The organism is Pseudomonas sp. v388 (assembly GCF_003935425.1).
GTDB lineage: Bacteria > Pseudomonadota > Gammaproteobacteria > Pseudomonadales > Pseudomonadaceae > Aquipseudomonas.
The window spans coordinates 171,316-187,637 of sequence record NZ_RHQN01000002.1; the positions used below are offsets into that span (position 1 = coordinate 171,316).

Genomic DNA, 16,322 nt, shown 5'->3' on the forward strand with positions numbered 1-16,322 from the left:
AATGCGATGACCGATCAGCCTCCGGCTTCAACCGGCAACACCAGCGAATCGCCTGCCGATAGCGCAGCGCCCAATCTTGAAGCGGAGGCGGTCATTGCATTCCTGCTTCAGCACCCTGATTTTTTCGCCGAGCACGACGAACTACTGGTTTCGATGCGCATCCCGCATCAGCGCGGCGACACCGTTTCGCTGGTAGAACGCCAGCTCAAGGTGCTGCGCGAGCGCAACATCGAAATGCGCCACCGTTTGTCCCAGCTGATGGATGTGGCCCGGGACAACGACCGCCTTTTCGAAAAGACCCGGCGCCTGAACCTTGCCCTGATGGATGCCACCAGCCTTGATGAGCTGGTCATTGCAGCCGAAGACAGCCTGCGCCAGGAATTCCAGGTGCCTTTCGTCAGCCTGATCCTGTTCAGCGACACTCCGGCCACCGTGGGACGTTGGGTCAGCAGTGCCGAAGCGCAGAAAGCCATCGGCGGTCTGATCGGCGAGAAGACCGTATGCGGCGCCCTGCGCGAGCATGAACTGGCCTTCCTGTTCGGTGCCGAGCAAAGCAAGGAAGTCGGCTCCGCCGCCGTCGTGACGCTCAATCATCTGGGACTGCACGGCGTACTGGCGATCGGCAGCCGCGATCCTCAGCACTACAAGAGTTCGGTAGGCACGTTGTTCCTCAGTTACATCGCCGATGTACTCGGGCGCCTGGTGCCGCGCTTCACCCATTCGCTGCGCTCGGTCCGCTAGGCCATGGAACAGCACCTGGATGCCTACTGCATGCACCTGCGCAGTGAGCGCCAGGTATCGCCGCATACCCTGGAAGCTTATCGACGCGATCTGAACAAGGTTCTCGCTTATTGCGAGAAGGCCCATGTCTCCAGCTGGGTAGACCTTGATATCCAGCACCTGCGCAGTTTCGTGGCCCGCCAGCATCAACAGGGCCAGTCGTCCCGCAGCCTGGCACGTATGCTCTCGGCGGTGCGCGGGCTCTACCTGTACCTGAACCGCGAAGGCATTTGCCAGCACGACCCGGCCAACGGCCTGTCGCCGCCCAAGGGTGAGCGACGACTGCCCAAGACCCTGGACACCGACCGGACCGCGCAGTTGCTGGATGGCGCTGTCGAAGATGACTTTCTGGCTCGTCGTGATCAGGCCATTCTGGAGCTGCTGTACTCCTCCGGGCTGCGGCTTTCCGAACTGACGGGACTGAATCTGGATCAACTCGATCTGAGTGCAGGTCTGGTGCAGGTACTCGGCAAGGGCAGCAAGACCCGAGTCCTGCCGGTGGGCAGCAAGGCCCGCTCGGCACTGGAAAACTGGCTCTCCTTGCGTGCATTGGCCAATCCGCAGGATGACGCGGTGTTCGTCAGCCAGCAGGGTAAACGCCTTGGGCCTCGGGCTATTCAAAAGCGTCTGAAGGCCGCCGGCGAGCGCGAGCTGGGTCAGAATCTGCATCCGCACATGCTGCGTCATTCCTTCGCCAGCCATCTGCTGGAATCCTCGCAGGATCTGCGCGCCGTGCAGGAATTGCTCGGTCATGCGGACATCAAGACCACGCAAATCTATACGCATCTAGACTTTCAACATCTGGCGACCGTATACGACGGTGCCCATCCCCGCGCCAAACGCAAAGGATCTGCCCATGATTAAGCTCATCACTTTCGATCTGGACGACACTCTGTGGGATACCGCGCCAGCGCTCGTGGGCGCCGAAGCGGCTTTGCGCGACTGGTTGACCGAGCACGCGCCGCTGTTGGGGCCGGTTCCGGTCGAGCACCTGTGGGAAATCCGCACTCGCCTGGTCGAGGCGGAGCCGTCTTTGAAGCATCGGATCAGCGCCTTGCGACGTCAGGTTCTGCTTCATGCACTGGAAGACGCCGGCTACGAGTCCGAGCAGGCTCAGGATCTGGCCGACAGGAGTTTCGAGGTGTTCCTGCATGGCAGGCACCAGGTGCAGATCTTTCCGGACGTGCAGCCCACCCTGGAAATCCTGGCCAAGACCTTCACCCTGGGTGTGATCACCAACGGCAACGCCGACGTGCGACGCCTGGGCCTGGCGGATTATTTCGCATTTGCGCTGTGTGCCGAAGACCTGGGCATTGGCAAGCCGGACGCCGCGCCGTTTCTGGAAGCGTTGCGCCGGGCCAATGTGGACGCCAGCACGGCCGTGCATATCGGCGATCACCCCAGTGATGACATCGCCGGCGCACAACGCGCCGGCATGCGCGCCATCTGGTACAACCCGCAGGGCAAGGCCTGGGAAGCCGACAATCTTCCGGACGCGGAAATCCACAACCTGTCGCAGCTGCCCGAGGTGTTGGCGCGCTGGGCCTGAGCCTGGCGGCGCGGAATCGGTAGGAGCCAGCTTGCTGGCGAACCCATCCTCTTCGCGAGCCAGCTCGCTCCTACAAAAATTCCCCCAAAAAAAAGCCCGCAGCGACAGCGGGCTTTTCTCATACGGCCGTGCAGCGTTAAATCGGGCGGCTGCCGTATTTGTTGTCTGGCTTCTTGGGCGGATCGGCGACCACGTTGGCCTCCACTTCCTGCACCTTGCCACCGCGCGCCAGGAATTCCTCCATGGCACGGGCAAGAGCATCACGCTCCTTGTTCTTGGCTTCTACGCTAGGCAGCTCATCGACCGATACCGCAGCCTTGGCCTTGCCTTTGACAGGTGTAGCCGAGGCTTCAGCACCATCGTCGGCATCGGAGGCGTCGTCTTCAGGAGCAGCAGCAAGCTCCTCGCCGTCCTCTTCACCTTCCAGGTCGTCTACCAGATCATCGTTGTCGTCGTCGCTCATGTTCTACCTCATGACTTGCGAAAGCAGATTAGTTATAGCCCAGCAGCCTCAAAATCCAAGGCTGTCGGAAAAAATTCAACAACCGCCATGTCTGGCGATCATGTCCATTCACCCTGAAGGGTGGCAAGGACGTTGCGAGCACCGCCAGCATCCCGGTGCTCACCCAGATAAACACCTTGCCAGGTCCCCAGCGCCAGTCGCCCCGCCGTCACCGGTAAAACCAACTGGCAGCCTAGCAAACTGGCCTTGAAGTGCGCCGGCAGATCATCAGGGCCTTCGTCGTTGTGTTCGTAGCCGCCCGCACCTTGCGGCACAAGACGGCTGAAGAAACGCTCGAAGTCACGACGTACCGCCGGATCGGCATTCTCGTTGACCGTTAACGAAGCCGAGGTATGTTGCAGCCACAAATGCAGCAATCCGACCTGACAACCACGCAGCTGCGGCAAGCCTGCCAGTATCTCGTCGGTCACCAGATGAAACCCGCGAGGCCTGGCCTTGAGGGTAATCCTGGATTGATGCCACATACCGTTCTCCGTACGTTCGGCGCGCATTCTAACTCGCCTGTGAAAAAAGCAAAGCCCGCAATAATGCGGCTTTCGGACGAGTTGACAACCGAGCTGTCAGCCACGCGAAGAGCGCATTGTCGAACCGCCCGGATCGCTCCCGGCGGCAAGATAAATGACAGCGCAAACTGGCAGTTGATTCACAAAAGACAGACAAAAAAATGCCCGGAAACCGGGCATTTTTGTTTCCGCAGCAGTGGCCGATTACAAGTTGTAGCCACGCTCGTTGTGTTGCGCAAGGTCCAGACCGACAGACTCTTCTTCATCGGTGACACGCAGACCCATGACTGCATCCAGCACCTTGAGAATGATGTAGGTCACGATCGCGGTGTAGACCACGGTGAACGCTACGCCTTTGAACTGAATCCAGACCTGACCGCCGATGTCGGTCACGGTGCCGAAGCCGCCCAGGGCCGGAGCTGCAAACACGCCGGTCAGGATGGCGCCGACGATACCGCCGACACCGTGCACGCCGAATGCGTCCAGGGAGTCGTCGTAGCCCAGCTTGCGCTTGAGGCTGGTGGCGCAGAAGAAGCAGATCACGCCCGAAGCCAGACCGATCACCAGTGCGCCCATCGGACCAACGGTACCCGCCGCCGGGGTTACTGCAACCAGGCCTGCAACCACGCCCGATGCGATACCCAGTGCGCTTGGCTTACCGTGGGTGACCCACTCGGCGAACATCCAGCCCAGTGCAGCGGCGGCGGTTGCGATCTGGGTAACCAGCATCGCCATGCCGGCCGTGCCGTTGGCAGCTGCAGCGGAACCTGCGTTGAAGCCGAACCAGCCGATCCACAGCATCGCGGCGCCGACCAGGGTGTAACCCAGGTTGTGCGGAGCCATCGGAGTGGTCGGGAAACCTTTGCGCTTGCCCAGTACCAGGCACGCCACCAGACCGGCCACACCGGCGTTGATGTGCACCACGGTGCCGCCGGCGAAGTCCAGAACGCCCCAGTCCCACATCAGGCCGCCGACGCCGCCCCAGACCATGTGAGCGATTGGCGCGTAGACCAGCGTGAACCAGATGCCCATGAACACCAGCATGGCGGAGAACTTCATGCGTTCTGCGAATGCACCGACGATCAGCGCCGGGGTAATGATGGCGAACGTCATCTGGAAGGTGACGAAGACTGCCTCAGGGAACAGTGCCGCAGGGCCTGTGATGCTCGATGGTGTGATGCCCGCGAGGAACGCTTTGCCCATGCCGCCGAAGAAAGAGTTGAAGTTGACGACGCCTTCTTCCATGCCCGTCGTGTCGAAGGCGATGCTGTAGCCGTAGACGACCCAGAGGATGCTGATCAGGCCAGTGATGGCGAAGCATTGCATCATCACGGAAAGAATGTTTTTCGAACGCACCATGCCGCCGTAGAACAGCGCAAGGCCGGGGATAGTCATGAACAGGACCAGAGCAGTCGCCGTCAGCATCCATGCAGTGTCGCCGGAGTTGAGGACGGGCTCGGCAACCGGATCAGCCGCCAGGGCCAGACCAGGTAATGCAAGGGACAACAGGGCTCCTAGCCCTGCGAATTGACGCAGAGTCATATTGTTTTCTCCTGGGGCTTTTGGGGTATGGCGGCTTAAATTGCGTCGGTATCGGTTTCGCCGGTACGGATGCGGATGGCCTGTTCCAGATTCACCACGAAAATCTTGCCGTCACCGATCTTGCCGGTATTGGCGGCTTTGGTGATGGCCTCGATCACGCGATCAAGATCCTTGTCATCGATAGCGACATCGATCTTCACCTTTGGAAGGAAGTCGACTACGTATTCAGCGCCGCGGTACAGCTCAGTGTGACCTTTCTGACGACCGAAACCTTTGACCTCGGTGACGGTGATGCCCTGCACGCCGATTTCAGACAACGACTCGCGCACGTCGTCCAACTTGAACGGCTTGATGATTGCAGTGACTAGCTTCATGAAACTTTCTCCCGAATTGGTGGACTTGCCCCAGGAAAACAAACCCGACTCAAGTCTAAGCGCAGTGCCTGGCTTTGTAACGCGTCGGTCGCCGGATGAGCCGGACCAACTCCAGAAAACCGCTTCTGACGAAACATTCCCCGCTCCGCCTGCCGCACTGCCTTCGTCACAGCGACTGCATCAGTGCATGGGTCATCTGCCACTAAGCAGAAAGCTTGCCATCTCACGAAAATTGATGAAATACGGGCCCCGGAGCCGTTAAAGGGGTCACCAGGAACGGCTCGGCGGAGCTGGTGCGCACAACAACAGTGCGCACGTGCACGCGCCGATGCTCAAAAATCGTGCATGGCAGGACCTGAAAAAGACTATAGACCCCGCGTGCTACACTGCCGCGTGTTCTGACTTCGGAAAAACCATCATGCTCGCGCCAAAAGCTTTCCTCGACGCCTTGAGCGGCCACGCTTCCCGCCTGTTCAACGGCGAGACGCCGCTGCCCCGCAACGAATTCGAGAACCAATTCAAAGCATTGCTGCACAGCGCCTTCAGCAAGCTCGACATGGTCAGCCGCGAAGAGTTCGACAGCCAGATGGCCGTCCTCGCTCGCACCCGCGCACGTCTGGAGGCGCTGGAAGCCAAAGTCGCGCAGATGGAAGAGAAAACCGCCGCTGCTGCCAATGTCGAGCGTCCCGCCGACCCAAGCTGAACCGCAAACGCCCGGCCTGGGGCATGGACGCCCCAGGCGCGCAGACGCGACCCGCTCCAGCATGGTGGCGTTCACACCCTGTATCCATTCCCTTCCTCGTTACGCCCTTGAATGTCGCACGATGTCTGCCGTCGCACTTTCAAGGAACGATCTATGTCGCTGGCCATTGTTCACAGCCGCGCCCAAGTGGGCGTGGAAGCCCCCGCCGTCACCGTCGAAACCCACCTTGCCAACGGCCTGCCCGCGCTGACGCTGGTGGGCTTGCCTGAAGGCGCGGTCAAGGAAAGCAAGGACCGGGTGCGCAGCGCCATCCTCAATTCAGGGCTGAGTTTTCCTGCGCGCCGCATCACGCTCAACCTCGCCCCCGCCGATCTGCCCAAGGACGGCGGCCGCTTTGACCTGGCGATTGCGTTGGGGCTGCTGGGCGCCAGCGGGCAGGTGCCGTTGGTTGCATTGCAGGATATCGAGTGTCTGGGCGAGCTGGCGTTGTCCGGCGCGATTCGTCCGGTCCAGGGCGTGTTACCCGCGGCGCTGGCGGCGCGCGCAGCCGAACGCACCCTGGTAGTCCCGGCCGCCAACGCGGAGGAGGCCTGCCTGGCCTCGGGGCTTCGGGTGATTGCGGTGAATCATCTGCTGGAGCTGGTTGCCCATTTCAACGGGCAGACGCCGATCACGCCTTACCAGGCCAGTGGCTTGCTGGCGCAGTCCCGCCCCTATCCGGACCTCAACGAAGTCCAGGGCCAGACCGCCGCGAAGCGAGCCTTGGTGGTCGCGGCTGCCGGCGCGCATAACCTGTTGTTCAGCGGTCCGCCCGGCACTGGCAAGACGTTGCTGGCCAGTCGACTGCCGGGGCTGCTGCCGCCGCTGGACGAGTTCGAAGCGCTGGAAGTGGCCGCGATCCAGTCAGTGGCCAGCCAGACACCGCTCGACTGCTGGCCGCAGCGCCCGTTTCGCCAGCCGCACCATTCGGCGTCCGGTCCGGCACTGGTAGGTGGCGGCAGTCGCCCGCAACCGGGCGAAATCACCCTGGCGCATCATGGCGTGCTGTTTCTGGACGAGCTGCCCGAGTTTGATCGCAGGGTGCTGGAGGTGCTGCGTGAGCCACTGGAGTCAGGACACATCGTGATCGCCCGAGCCCGCGACAGGGTTCGGTTTCCGGCGCGCTTTCAGCTGGTCGCCGCCATGAATCCCTGCCCATGCGGCTACCTCGGCGAGCCGACCGGCCGATGCCGGTGCTCGACCGAGCAGATCGAGCGCTATCGCAACAAATTGTCCGGCCCTCTGCTGGACCGCATCGACCTGCACCTGACCGTGGCCCGTGAAGCCACTGCGCTGCATCACATTCCCCAGGCTGGCGAGGACAGCGCAAATGCCGCGGCACGGGTTGCCCGCGCCCGCGACCGCCAGCAACGCCGACAGGGTTGCGCCAATGCGTTTCTGGACCTGCCGGGCTTGCGTGAGCATTGCGCGCTGTCCCGTGAAGACGAGATCTGGCTGGAAACCGCCTGCGAGCGCTTGACCTTGTCGCTGAGGGCCGCGCACCGGCTGCTGAAAGTGGCCCGCACCCTCGCGGATCTGGAGCAGGTCAACGCAATCGGCCGTGAGCATCTGGCTGAGGCGTTGCAGTATCGGCCGTCTAGCCAGTGAGGGGGAGTGACTGAGAACCATGCGCCGGCTTCAAGAGCGCTCCGGGCAAGTAGGAGCGCCCGCGACTGCGTGGGAGCGGCAGGCGCGGATATGCACTGGTCTGTTGGTCAGCAAGGCGGCGATCCGCCTTGCTGACCACGGGGACGTTTCAAACGATAAAGCTGATCACTCAGCGAAACCGATCCACCTGGTTACGCAGCTCACCGGCCAGCGAGTTCAGTTCTTCGGCGGTAATGGCCAGGTTGGACACCACTTCACGCTGTTCGCTGTTGGCCATGGCGATGCTCTGCAAGTTGCTGCTGAGCATGGTCGCCGTGTCGCTTTGTTCCTGGGTCGCGGTGGTGATCGCGGCAAATTGCAGGCCGGCCGAGCGGCTTTGCTCGTCGATCTGAGCCAGCGCAGCAGCCACTTTGGCATTGCGCGACAAGCCTTCCTGCATCAGCAGGTTGCCCTGCTGCATGGTGCTGATTGCGTTGCCGGTTTCCTGCTGGATGCTGGCGATCATGCCGGAAATTTCGTCGGTGGCCTGACGAGTCCGCGACGCCAGGCTGCGCACCTCGTCAGCCACCACGGCGAAGCCACGACCTTGCTCACCGGCACGGGCGGCTTCGATGGCGGCGTTCAGCGCCAGCAGGTTGGTCTGGTCGGCAATCGAAGTGATCACGCCGACAATACTGCCGATTTCCTGGGAACGCTGGCCCAACGTGTCGATAACAGTCGCTGTGCTGTTGAGCGAGGTCGCAATCTGTTGCAGTGAGGAGGAAGCTTCTTCCATCGACGTGCGACCGATGCGGGTCTGCTGGGCATTTTCCTGTGCCAGACGTTCGGTGTTACCCATGTTGTCGGCAATGTTCATGGAGGTGGAGCTGAACTCCTCGACGGCACCCGCCATGCTGGTGATCTCGCCAGACTGCTGTTCCATCCCTTCGTAGGCCCCGCCGGACATGCCCGACAGCGCATGGGCACGGGTGCTGACTTCCTGGGCGGCCGTGCGGATGTGGGAAACCATCGATGACAGCGCTTCACCCATCTTGTTGAAGCTGCCGGCCAGCTGACCGATTTCGTCCTGGCTGGTGACTTTCGAGCGCACGCTCAGGTTGCCGGCGCCCAGCGCATCGGCTTGCTGTACCAGTTCGGACAATGGACGCAGTTTGCTACGCAGCAGCCAGATGGCGCTGCCCACGGCGATCAGCATCGCCAGCAGGCTGCCGATTGCCAGTTGAGTACCGACATTCCAGGTCACTGCACTGATTTCTTCGCGAGGCATGCTCGACAACACGGTCCACGGACCACCGCTGAAGGTTTGACCGACGCTGTAGAACTCCTTGCCGCCCTCGGTCCAGAACTGGCCCTTGCCTGTCTGTTTAACCACGGGAGCGACCGCTTTGGCGGCATCTTCAAGGGATTTCACGCCTGCCGGTGGCACCAGCCACACCCCTTTGTCGTCCAGCAGTGCCAGCGAGCCGGTCTGGCCGATGCGGAATTTTTTCAGGTTCTCGAACTGAGTGTTCTGGGCGTCGGTGTAATCGAACCCCACGAACAGCGCGGCAATGATGTTGCCGCTGGAATCACGTACCGGCGAGTACTGAGTCATGGCGTTGCGTTCGAACAGAATGGTCTTGCCGACGTACTCTTGACCCGCCATGAGACGGCTGTATGCCGGGCTCTGGCGGTCCAGCAAGGTGCCGATGGCACGGCTGCCGTCCTGTTTGGTCACGGAGGTGCTGATGCGGACGAAGTCGTCGCCGCGACGCACGAATACAGTGGCTGTGCCCGCTGTCAGCCGGCGAAACTCATCCACTTCGGTGAAGTCGTTATTAAGCGCATGGTCGCCCAGGAACAGACCTGGCGTCTGCGTGCCGCCCACGTTAAAGCTCTTGTCGTTCTGCAAGGTCAGGCCACCGGCGAAACGCTTTTCGAACAGACCGCTCAGACGCTGCGTGCTGTCGCGCAGGGTGCTGTGGAACGTATTGAGCTGGTCGGCGAGCAAGCGCGCCTCGCTGCTCATGTGTTCTTCACGGATGACCAGGTTCGATGAATCCAGGGATCTAAGGGCAAACAACGTGCTGCCACTGATGACCACTGCCAAAATCACAGCCAAAGCAATACCGAGTTGCGTTGCAATTCGGGCACGGGGCTTGGACATAACGACTCCGAGCAAGATGGTTGGATTCACCAGGACCCTGGCGACCATCCAGCAAAAGTTTATTTTAGTTGAGGGGTGTACCGTTTTGAACGAACAGCACTTTGACTCATCATCGGCACGTGCTGCCGATACTTGAGTTCAGGGCGCGGACATTATCAAAGGATCGCGACAAAGTGCAGTCATATGGCCACTATTTACTGTAACAAATCCACGTCCGGCAGTTCCATCGCCTTCACTTCACCTTGCAGAAAATCACTGAGCCTGCGCAGACGCTCTGCGCCAGGTCGGGTCTTGGGCCAGACCAGATAATAGTTTTCGCCACTGAATACCGCCGTGCGCCATGGCAGACTCAGCCGCTCTTGCGCCACGTCCTCGGCGACCATCAGCAAATCGCCCATGGACACGCCATACCCACGGGCCGCAGCGATCATGCCCAGTTCGAGTGTGTCGAATACCTGACCGCCCTTGAGCGATACCTGGCCTGCCATGCCCATGCGGTTCAGCCACCTGCGCCAGTCACGCCGGTCCGGCGTCGGGTGCAGCAGTTCGGCCGCTGCCAGGCGCTCCACGGTCCAGGGCGACTCTTTGAGCAAGGTCGGCGCGCCCACTGGAATCAGCCACTCGGGGAACAGCAAGGTGGCTTCCCAGTCCGGAGGAAAGTGCCCGCGACTGAGCAGAATGGCGCAGTCGAACGGCTCCTGGGCGAAGTCCACCGCGTCGATGTCCATCCAGGCGCTGGTGAGCTGCACTTCGTTTCCGGCCTGAAGATGACGAAAACGGCTCAGTCTTGCCAGCAGCCAGCGCATGGTCAGCGTCGAAGGCGCTTTCATGCGCAGAATGCCTTCGTCTGCCAGCACGGTGGTGCAAGCGCGTTCAAGGGCCAGGAAGCCGTCGCGGACGCCCGGCAGTAGTGCGCGTGCGGTTTCGGTCAGTTGCAGATTACGGCCGTTGCGTTGGAACAGCCGACAGCCGAAATGATCTTCCAGGGTGCGGATATGCCGGCTCACCGCACTCTGGGTGATGGACAGTTCATGCGCCGCGCGAGTGAAAGATGTGTGCCGGGCGGCGGCTTCAAAAGCGCGCAGTGCGTATAAAGGAGGAAGATTGCGAGGCATTCCAGACATCCTGTCGAGACGAGCCACTACTTTACGATAAATGCCTCTACATGAGTATTTGTCATGCTGATGATCGCATTTATCGCTTTGTGAAAGTTCATGTAAGTCCCCAGAATACCCGGCTCATCAGTCATTCATGTAGTTGAGCACCCCGCCATGCAGCAGCCCGCCTTCAAAGAACTCTGGATCATCCTGCGTCTGGCCGGGCCGCTTATCGCATCGCAAATGGCCCACATGCTGATGGTTTTCACCGACACGGTGATGATGGGCAAGATAGGCCCTGAAGCGCTGGCCGGGGGCGGATTGGGCGCCGCCACCTACAGTTTCATCTCGTTTTTCTGTGTCGGCGTCATGGCGGCCGTCGGTACGCTGGTCTCGATTCGACACGGCGCCGGCGACGCCGAAGGAGCGACGCGCCTGACGCAGGCCGGCTTGTGGCTGGCTTGGGGCATGGCGCTGGTCGCGATGCTACTGCTGTGGAACCTGGAGCCGTTGCTGCTCAGGTTCGGTCAGGACGAGGCCAACGTCCATATGGCTGCTCAATTTCTGATCACCCTGCCCTTGGCGCTGCCGGGCCTGCTGAGTTTCATGGCATTGCGCGGATTCACCAGCGCCCTGGGCCGTGCCGGTCCGGTGATGACCATCAGCCTGATCGGCGCGGTCGCCAACTACGGGCTCAACTATGCACTTATCCACAACTGGTCCGGCCTGCCCAACCTCGGCCTGATGGGCATCGGGCTGGTCACCGCCGTGGTGACCAACTGCATGGCGCTCGCGCTGGCCCTGCATATCCGGCGTCATGCGGCGTATGCGGCCTATCCGATCCACAAGGGGCTGAGCAAACTGCCGCGCAGTCACCTGGCCGAGCTGTGGCGACTGGGCTTGCCGATTGGCGGCACTTACGCGGTGGAAGTCGGGCTGTTCACGTTCGCTGCGTTCTGTATGGGTGCCATGGGCAGCACGCAGATGGCAGCACACCAGATTGCCATCCAGTCAGTGTCGATGGCGTTCATGATTCCAGTGGGGATTTCCTACGCGGTGACCATGCGTATCGGCCAGCATTACGGAGCGGGGAACGCACAGATGGTGCGCACCGCCGGGCGGGTGGGGATTGGCTTTGGCGGCGCGGTGATGCTGTCGTTCGGCCTGTTGTTCTGGCTGGCTCCTTACCAGATCATCGGCCTGTTCCTGGATGTGCAGGACCCTGAGTTCGCCGAGATCGTGATTCTGGCGGTGAAACTGCTGGCGGTGGCCGCCTGGTTCGAGTTGTTCGATGGCATGCAGACCATTGCCATGGGCGCGATTCGTGGCTTGAAGGATGCCAGGACAACGTTTCTCATCGGCCTTGGCTGCTACTGGCTGATCTCTGCGCCGGCTGCCTGGCTGTTGGGATTTTCCGCGCAAATGGGGGCTCCGGGCGTCTGGTGGGGCCTGGCGCTTGGCCTGTTCTGCGCGGCAGTTGCCCTGACCTGGGCGTTCGAATACAAGGCTGCTCGCCTGCTGAACAAGAGGTCGGTCAGGGATGCGCTGCTGGACTGACCAGCCGCGCATCCCTGCGGTCAGTTCGCCGTGGCCTGTAATGGGTCAGCGGTCAGGTACGCTACCAGCTCCGGCATGGGCAGTGGCCTGCTGATCAGATAGCCCTGCACCTGATCGCATCCGAAGCTGCGCAACAGCTCCAGCTGTTCGGCGGTTTCCACGCCTTCGGCCACCGCTTCGAGGTCGAGGTTGTGGGCCAGGCTGATCATGGCGTGCACCAGCTTGCAGTTTTCGCTGCGCTGTTCCATCTCGCCGACAAAGCTCTTGTCGATCTTGAGCAGCGTGATGGGCAGGCTGTTGAGGTGCATGAACGACGAGAACCCGGTACCGAAATCGTCCAGCGAGAAGCGCACACCCAGGCGCCGCAGGGCGTCCATGGTCTGGCGGACCTGATCGCTGCGACGCATCACGGCCGTTTCAGTCAGTTCGAATTCCAGCCAGCGCGCGTCCACCGCGTGCTCGATGATCAGCCGGTTGAGGGTCGCCAGCAACTGGCTGTCCTGAAACTGCCGGAACGACAGGTTGACCGCCATGTGCAAGGGCGCGATGCCGTGCTCGCGTAACGCCTGCATGTCGCGCATGGCCCGGTAGATCACCCAGTAGCCCAGGGGAATGATCAAACCGCTCTGCTCGGCCAGCGGCACGAACTCGCCGGGCAGCAACAGGCCGCGCTCATGATGCCGCCAGCGCACCAATGCTTCGAGACCGACGATATTGCCGCTTTTCATGCACAGGCGCGGCTGGTAATGCAGCTCCAGTTCGTCGCGGCGCAGTGCCCGGCGCAGCTCGCCTTCCAGGTCCGCCAGGCTGCGTGCGTTGCGGCTGATGCGTTCGTCGAAGATATGGAAGGTACAGCCCTGGGAACTCTTGGCCTGGCGCATGGCGATGTGGGCGTGCCACATCAGCGGATCGGAGCCTGCGTCGCTGACTGCATGGGCAAGCCCCAGGCTGCAGCCCAGCAACAGGCTTTCCCCATCGATCCAGTACGGCTCGGACAAAGCGTCAGTGATGCGCTCTGCCATTTGTGTCGCACGTTGCGGGGCATCGCGGGTGTCGATCAGCAAGGCAAATTCGTCACCGCCCAGCCGGGCGATATGATCGTTGGCCGCCAACTGGCTCTTGAGGCGAGCGACCACCTGCAGGATCAGCCTGTCGCCAGCCTGATGGCCCAACGCGTCGTTGGTTCGCCGGAAGTTATCGAGGTCCAGATGCCCAAGCGCCAGATGACTGCCCTCGGCCAGGCGTGAGGCCAGCAGAGCATGGAATCCCTGGCGATTGACGATGCCGGTCAGCGAATCCTGGCCTGCCAGGCGGCGCAAGGCATCTTCGAGCAGGCCGCGCTCCAGAACATGCCGCAGGCAGCGGCGCAGGGTGTCGCGGCTGAGGGTGTCGCGGACCAGCCAGTCGCTGACGGCGCTCGGTCCGACCAGCGGTTCTTCGTCGAGCAGAAGAATGGTCGGCAAGGCGCAGCTGCCATGCGCGGGCAGCAGGTCCGGCGTCACCAAAAGCACGGTGCTGCGGTCGTTGCCGTGGCGGGCGCCGAGCGAGGCCCGGTCGGCAGGCTGCAACAAGGTGATTTCGCCGCCTGGAGAACCCAGGCAATCGTTCAAGAGCGCCAGCCATGCTGGTTCTTCTGCCAGCAGTAGCAACCGCAAGGATTCGACAGGCCTGGGCAATCTAACTCCCTAAATGCAAAGGAAAAACCGATGGCCACACCCCAAAAGGGGGTGCACGTAAATTCGCGCCGCGGGCAAATGTAACAAAATCCAAAGATTTAGATAGCCGTTCCTGACAATGACTATCAACGACGATCATCGCTGCACAAACCTGCGGGCCTGTTAAAATGCCCGCCCATTTCGCAACACGACTCCCTTATCGCCATGTCCCGACTCAATCCTCGGCAGCAGGAAGCCGTGAACTACGTCGGCGGCCCTCTTTTGGTGCTCGCCGGTGCCGGTTCCGGCAAGACCAGCGTGATCACCCGCAAGATCGCCCATCTGATCCAGAACTGCGGCATTCGTGCCCAATATATTGTCGCCATGACCTTCACCAACAAGGCCGCGCGGGAGATGAAGGAGCGGGTCGGGACGCTGCTCAAGGGTGGCGAGGGTCGCGGCCTGACAGTCTCGACGTTCCACAACCTGGGCCTGAACATCATCCGCAAGGAACACACGCGGCTGGGCTACAAGCCGGGCTTCTCGATCTTTGACGAGACCGACGTCAAGGCGCTGATGACCGACATCATGCAGAAGGAATATTCGGGCGACGACGGCGTCGACGAAATCAAGAACATGATCGGCGCCTGGAAGAACGACCTGATCCTGCCCGAGGAAGCGCTGGCCAACGCCCGCAATCCCAAGGAACAGACCGCGGCCATCGTCTACACCCATTACCAGCGCACGCTCAAGGCGTACAACGCGGTGGACTTCGACGACCTGATCCTGCTGCCGGTCAAGCTGTTCCAGGAACACGCCGACATTCTGGAAAAGTGGCAGAACAAGGTCCGCTACCTGCTGGTGGACGAATACCAGGACACCAACGCCAGCCAGTACCTGCTGGTGAAACTGCTGATCGGCACGCGCTGCCAGTTCACGGTCGTGGGCGACGATGATCAGTCGATCTACGCCTGGCGCGGCGCGCGGCCGGAAAACCTGATGCTGCTCAAGGACGACTATCCGTCGTTGAAAGTGGTGATGCTGGAGCAGAACTACCGCTCCACCAGCCGCATCCTGCGTTGCGCCAACGTGCTGATCTCCAACAACCCGCACGCGTTCGAAAAGCAGCTTTGGTCGGAAATGGGCCACGGCGACGAGATCCGCGTCATTCGCTGCCGCAACGAAGACGCCGAGGCCGAGCGGGTGGCGATGGAAATCCTTACCCTGCACCTGCGCACCGACCGGCCTTACAGCGATTTCGCCATCCTGTACCGGGGAAACTATCAGGCCAAGCTGATCGAGCTGAAATTGCAGCACCACCAGATTCCGTATCGCTTGTCGGGCGGCAACAGCTTCTTCGGGCGTCAGGAAGTGAAAGACCTGATGGCCTACTTCCGGCTGCTGGTCAATCCGGATGACGACAACGCCTTCCTGCGCGTGATCAACGTGCCGCGCCGGGAAATCGGCTCCACGACCCTGGAAAAACTCGGCAACTACGCCACCGAGCGCAAGGTCTCGATGTACGCCGCCACCGATGAAATCGGCCTTGGCGAGCACCTGGACAGCCGCTTCACCGATCGCCTGCAACGCTTCAAGCGCTGGATGGACGGCGTGCGCCAGCAATGCGCGCAGAACGACCCCATCGCTGCGCTGCGCAGCATGGTCATGGACATCGACTACGAGAACTGGCTGCGTCAGAACAGCTCCAGCGACAAAGCCGCCGATTACCGCATGAGCAACGTCTGGTTCCTGATCGAGGCGTTGAAAAACACGCTGGAGAAGGACGAAGAAGGTGGCATGACCATCGAGGAAGCCATCGGCAAGCTGGTTTTGCGTGACATGCTGGAACGCCAGCAGGAAGAGGAAGATGGCGCCGAAGGCGTGCAGATGATGACCCTGCACGCGTCCAAGGGCCTGGAATTTCCGTATGTGTTCATCATGGGCATGGAAGAAGAAATCCTGCCGCACCGCTCCAGCATCGAAGCCGACACCATCGAGGAAGAGCGGCGCCTGGCTTACGTGGGCATTACCCGCGCGCGCCAGACCCTGGCGTTCACTTTTGCCGCCAAGCGCAAGCAATACGGCGAAATCATCGACTGCGCGCCGAGCCGATTCCTTGACGAACTGCCACCGGACGACCTGGCCTGGGAAGGCAACGACGACACACCAACCGAAGTGAAGGCCGTGCGCGGTAATACGGCACTGGCGGACATCCGCGCCATGCTGAAACGCTAGGCTATATTGAT

At 61.4% G+C, this 16,322-nt stretch carries 14 protein-coding genes and 1 pseudogene; 7 read left to right on the forward strand and 8 right to left on the reverse strand.

Annotated features, from left to right (window positions below; all coding sequences use genetic code 11):
* Positions 1 to 6 precede the first annotated feature (6 nt).
* The 3 genes from EGJ27_RS04930 to EGJ27_RS04940 are packed head-to-tail and all read left to right on the forward strand — an operon-like array spanning position 7 to position 2,329.
* A complete protein-coding gene (locus tag EGJ27_RS04930) occupies positions 7 to 741 on the forward strand; it encodes a DUF484 family protein (protein ID WP_125829614.1) in 735 nt (244 codons plus the stop codon).
* Positions 742 to 744: 3 nt separating this feature from the next.
* Positions 745 to 1,644 (forward strand): tyrosine recombinase XerC, encoded by a 900-nt coding sequence (gene xerC, locus EGJ27_RS04935; RefSeq protein ID WP_125829615.1) that lies wholly within the window; start codon positions 745 to 747, stop codon positions 1,642 to 1,644.
* Positions 1,637 to 2,329 carry an HAD family hydrolase gene (locus tag EGJ27_RS04940; RefSeq protein WP_125829616.1) on the forward strand — a complete coding sequence of 231 codons (693 nt, stop codon included), beginning with the start codon at positions 1,637 to 1,639 and terminating at the stop codon, positions 2,327 to 2,329. The genes xerC and EGJ27_RS04940 overlap by 8 nt, the downstream gene beginning before the upstream one ends.
* A gap of 136 nt (positions 2,330 to 2,465) precedes the next feature.
* Here the strand turns inward: EGJ27_RS04940 and sutA are convergent, their stop codons facing one another.
* From sutA to glnK, 4 genes are all read right to left on the reverse strand, one after another.
* A complete protein-coding gene (sutA, locus tag EGJ27_RS04945; RefSeq protein WP_125829617.1) occupies positions 2,466 to 2,792 on the reverse strand; it encodes a transcriptional regulator SutA in 327 nt (108 codons plus the stop codon).
* A gap of 98 nt (positions 2,793 to 2,890) precedes the next feature.
* Positions 2,891 to 3,316, reverse strand: a complete 426-nt coding sequence (locus EGJ27_RS04950; RefSeq protein ID WP_125829618.1) for a secondary thiamine-phosphate synthase enzyme YjbQ — start codon at positions 3,314 to 3,316, stop codon at positions 2,891 to 2,893.
* A gap of 243 nt (positions 3,317 to 3,559) precedes the next feature.
* Positions 3,560 to 4,897, reverse strand: coding sequence for an ammonium transporter (locus tag EGJ27_RS04960; RefSeq protein WP_125829619.1), 1,338 nt, complete (start codon positions 4,895 to 4,897; stop codon positions 3,560 to 3,562).
* Positions 4,898 to 4,932: 35 nt separating this feature from the next.
* Complete coding sequence (gene glnK, locus EGJ27_RS04965) at positions 4,933 to 5,271, reverse strand: P-II family nitrogen regulator (RefSeq protein WP_002555808.1); 339 nt, start codon at positions 5,269 to 5,271, stop codon at positions 4,933 to 4,935.
* A gap of 418 nt (positions 5,272 to 5,689) precedes the next feature.
* Here glnK and EGJ27_RS04970 point away from each other — a divergent pair, with 418 nt between their 5' ends.
* Together EGJ27_RS04970 and EGJ27_RS04975 are read left to right on the forward strand one after the other, a co-directional pair.
* Positions 5,690 to 5,974, forward strand: a complete 285-nt coding sequence (locus EGJ27_RS04970; RefSeq protein WP_125829620.1) for an accessory factor UbiK family protein — start codon at positions 5,690 to 5,692, stop codon at positions 5,972 to 5,974.
* A 153-nt stretch (positions 5,975 to 6,127) separates the two neighbouring features.
* Complete coding sequence (locus EGJ27_RS04975; protein ID WP_125829621.1) at positions 6,128 to 7,621, forward strand: YifB family Mg chelatase-like AAA ATPase; 1,494 nt, start codon at positions 6,128 to 6,130, stop codon at positions 7,619 to 7,621.
* Positions 7,622 to 7,790: 169 nt separating this feature from the next.
* Here the strand turns inward: EGJ27_RS04975 and EGJ27_RS25280 are convergent, their stop codons facing one another.
* The 3 genes and pseudogenes from EGJ27_RS25280 to EGJ27_RS04985 form a co-directional block, all read right to left on the reverse strand.
* A complete protein-coding gene (locus EGJ27_RS25280) occupies positions 7,791 to 8,651 on the reverse strand; it encodes a methyl-accepting chemotaxis protein (protein WP_371920840.1) in 861 nt (286 codons plus the stop codon).
* Positions 8,646 to 9,815: pseudogene (locus EGJ27_RS25285) on the reverse strand (Cache 3/Cache 2 fusion domain-containing protein); the annotation flags it as partial. The pseudogene EGJ27_RS25285 and the gene EGJ27_RS25280, both read right to left, overlap by 6 nt.
* A 146-nt stretch (positions 9,816 to 9,961) precedes the next feature.
* Positions 9,962 to 10,882, reverse strand: a complete 921-nt coding sequence (locus EGJ27_RS04985; protein WP_125829623.1) for a LysR substrate-binding domain-containing protein — start codon at positions 10,880 to 10,882, stop codon at positions 9,962 to 9,964.
* 156 nt (positions 10,883 to 11,038) lie between these two features.
* On the opposite strand from EGJ27_RS04985, the gene EGJ27_RS04990 reads away from it, so the two are divergent.
* Positions 11,039 to 12,421 carry a NorM family multidrug efflux MATE transporter gene (locus tag EGJ27_RS04990; protein ID WP_125829624.1) on the forward strand — a complete coding sequence of 461 codons (1,383 nt, stop codon included), beginning with the start codon at positions 11,039 to 11,041 and terminating at the stop codon, positions 12,419 to 12,421.
* Between the two features lie 20 nt (positions 12,422 to 12,441).
* Here EGJ27_RS04990 and EGJ27_RS04995 read toward each other — a convergent pair whose 3' ends face one another.
* Positions 12,442 to 14,097: a bifunctional diguanylate cyclase/phosphodiesterase gene (locus tag EGJ27_RS04995; RefSeq protein WP_125829625.1), complete on the reverse strand. Its 1,656-nt coding sequence runs from the start codon at positions 14,095 to 14,097 to the stop codon at positions 12,442 to 12,444.
* Between the two features lie 204 nt (positions 14,098 to 14,301).
* Between EGJ27_RS04995 and rep the strand changes: the two genes are divergently transcribed.
* Positions 14,302 to 16,311 (forward strand): DNA helicase Rep, encoded by a 2,010-nt coding sequence (rep, locus tag EGJ27_RS05000; RefSeq protein ID WP_125829626.1) that lies wholly within the window; start codon positions 14,302 to 14,304, stop codon positions 16,309 to 16,311.
* The last annotated feature ends 11 nt before the right edge of the window (positions 16,312 to 16,322 follow it).